The following is a 2,661-nucleotide window of genomic DNA, read 5'->3' as shown; positions in this document are numbered from 1 at the left end:
CGCGAAGAGGACCGCGCCGTGCTGCACGCGATGTCCTGCCCGCACGGGCAGGGCTACCTGTTCGCGAAGCCGATGCCCGCCGACGAGGCTGATCGGTGGGTCAACGACCAACCTCAGTTCGCCCGGCTCGCCTGACGGTGAAGCCGACCTGAAGGCGGCCGAGCCGGCGGGAAGTGGAACAGGTGCTGTCACGCGTCGCCGTGCACCGGCTACCGGCGACGACGCCGGACGATGTCACCGCACGTCAGCCATCCGCGCAACGTTCTGGCGTACCGATGATGAGCAACGCCAGGTCATCCTCGTGGGAGTTTCCTCGGCGTGCAGCAATGAGATGGTCGGCAAGCTCCGGAGGCGTTGCCGAGTGATGGTCGCCGAGCAGCAGCTCCTCCAAGCCACCGAGCCGCGGATTGATCCAGCCGCGTGAACATGATGCGGCACCACAGGCCGCGGTGCATGACGCAGCAGTACGGGCAGCGGGGTCGGCTGTAGACGGACACATGGGCCTGGCTCATCGCGGCGTCTCGTCGTAACGCGAGTGGCGATCCCGTGGATGTGCGGTGAGGCGGGCTGGTCGTGCTCATTGCCTGTACCCGAAACCACCTCGGAAGCACCGCTATGGTGCGACGGCGTGGACAGCGGACGGGTGAGCGAGGTGCCCGCCCGGATTAGGCTGTCGGGCCGGCCCGCGAGGCGCTGTGCCGGGTCGCCCAGTCGCAAATGGCGGCGAGGGGCTCTCGCAGCGTCGCGCCGAGGACGGTCAGCGCGTACTCGACGTGCTGCGGCGGCGTCTCCTTGAGGACCCGCCGCTCGACCAGCCCGTCCTGCTCCATGTCGCGCAGCGTCTCGGTCAGCACCTTCTGCGTGATACCGGCGACCCGGCGGCGCAGCTCGGTGTGCCGTTGCGGGCCGGCCAGGAGCGCGTAGATGAGCAGGACCCGCCACTTGGAAGCAAGCCGTTCCAGCGCCTGCCGCGTCAGGCAGCTCTCCTCAAGCACGTCCGGAACGACCAGCGACATGAGCAACTCCCGGTGACGGTGCGGCGAGCCGGTGAAGGGCACCGCTAAGTGCCTTCTGGCCGGGTCGGGCGGACACGACCTAGCGTCGGGCCCAACGATAGCCAACCGGGGGGCGACCGACATGTCCGAGCACCGCATTCACACCTACACCGCGGCCGAGAACGGGTCGCTGGTCAACAGCTACCTCCTCGAAGCCGACGAAGGGGTCGTGCTGATCGACGCGAACCTCCTCATGTCCGACGTCCGGGCCCTCGCCGCCCGGATCACCGCGCTGCGCAAGCCGCTGCTCGCCGTGTTCGTCACACACGCGCACCCGGACCATTTCAACGGCCTGCCGCTGCTCGCCGGTGACGACGTGCCGGTGTACGCCGCGGCCGAGGTGGCCGACACGATCGCCCGCATCGCGGACGCGAAACGGGACCAGTGGCAGCCCGTCTACGGCGACGAGTGGCCGGATCGGCATCGAGTGCCCGACCGGCGACTGTCCGAGGGTGCGGTGGTGGAGATCGGCGGAATGCGTCTCACCCCGCACGACGTCGGGGCGGCGGAGAGCCATGCCGACTCCTACCTCACGCTCGACGACCGGGCGTTCATGGGGGACCTGGCCTTCCACGGCACCCATCCGTACACCGCCGACGGGCACACCAGCCGATGGCTGACCGCGCTGGACGCTCTCACCGGCGCTCTCGACGGATTCACGCTGTACCCGGGGCACGGCGCACCGGGCGACGAGGGCATGCTGGCCGACCAGCGCCGATACCTGATGATGTACCGCGCCACGGTCCAGCGCCTGGCGGCCGGTGCGCCGGCCCTGACCGACCCACAGCGCGCCGAGCTGATCGACGTCATGACCCGGTTCCTGCCGGGTGCGCCGCTCACCTGGATGATCGGGCTCGGCGCCGACGCGGTCGCCGCCGAGCTCGGGGCCGAGCTCACCCAGGCGGTGCCCGCATGAGTTTCGAAAAGGTCACCTTCACCGCCGACGGTGTGCTGCTGGCTGGGAACCTTGCCGTGGCCCGCGCCGGGGCCCCGGCCGTGGTCCTGACCGGGCCGTTCACCGGGGTCAAGGAGCAGGTCGTCGGCGTTTACGCCGCACGGCTGCACGAGCATGGCCTGACCACCCTCGCCTTCGACCACCGCGGCTTCGGCGAGAGCGGAGGGCGCCGCGCGCACGAGGACACCCAGGGCAAACTGGCCGACCTGCGCGCGGCCGCCGACCTGCTCGCCGCCCATCCGGCCGTCGATCCGAACCGGGTAGCCATCGTCGGGATCTGTCTCGGTGGCGGCTATGCGGTCCGTGCGGCGGCCACCGACCCGCGACTGCGGGCGGTCGTCGGCATCGCGGGTGCCTACAACAGCCCGCTGCGCATCAGCGCCGGTGACGCCGACGGTTACCGGGCGGCGTTGGCGTCCTTCATCGACCGTTACGACGAAGAGCTTCCGGCCGTCGCTCCCGATGGTGGCACGGCGGCGATGGCCGGCGACGAGCCGTACGCCTACTACGGCACCACGCGCTCCGCGGCCCCGCATTGGGAGAACCGGGTGACCTACGGTTCGCTGCACGCGCTGATGACCTTCGACGCCCTCGGCGCAGCGGCGCTGCTCGCCGCCACGCCGTTGCTGGTGGTGCACGGCCGCACCGACG

The 2,661-nt window shown here is 70.5% G+C and carries 3 protein-coding genes; 2 read left to right on the top strand and 1 reads right to left on the bottom strand.

Features of this window, described 5'->3' with window-relative positions:
- Nucleotides 1-665: 665 nt before the first annotated feature.
- Nucleotides 666-1,016 (bottom strand): helix-turn-helix domain-containing protein, encoded by a 351-nt coding sequence (locus AB0M20_RS36980; protein WP_364305382.1) that lies wholly within the window; start codon nt 1,014-1,016, stop codon nt 666-668.
- 121 nt (nt 1,017-1,137) lie between these two features.
- Here AB0M20_RS36980 and AB0M20_RS36975 point away from each other — a divergent pair, with 121 nt between their 5' ends.
- Nucleotides 1,138-1,971, top strand: a complete 834-nt coding sequence (locus AB0M20_RS36975; protein ID WP_364305381.1) for an MBL fold metallo-hydrolase — start codon at nt 1,138-1,140, stop codon at nt 1,969-1,971.
- A partial coding sequence (locus AB0M20_RS36970) for an alpha/beta fold hydrolase (RefSeq protein WP_364305379.1) occupies nt 1,968-2,661 on the top strand: 694 nt, incomplete at its 3' end. The genes AB0M20_RS36975 and AB0M20_RS36970, both read left to right, overlap by 4 nt.

The organism is Actinoplanes sp. NPDC051633 (genome assembly GCF_040681735.1).
Taxonomy (GTDB): Bacteria; Actinomycetota; Actinomycetes; order Mycobacteriales; family Micromonosporaceae; genus Actinoplanes.
This window is presented reverse-complemented; position numbering and strand designations above follow the sequence as displayed.

Coding starts and splice junctions, on each gene's coding strand:
- AB0M20_RS36980 (WP_364305382.1), bottom strand. CDS start 1,016: ATGTCGCTGGTCGTTCCGGACGTGCTTGAGGAGAGCTGCCTGACGCGG.
- AB0M20_RS36975 (WP_364305381.1), top strand. CDS start 1,138: ATGTCCGAGCACCGCATTCACACCTACACCGCGGCCGAGAACGGGTCG.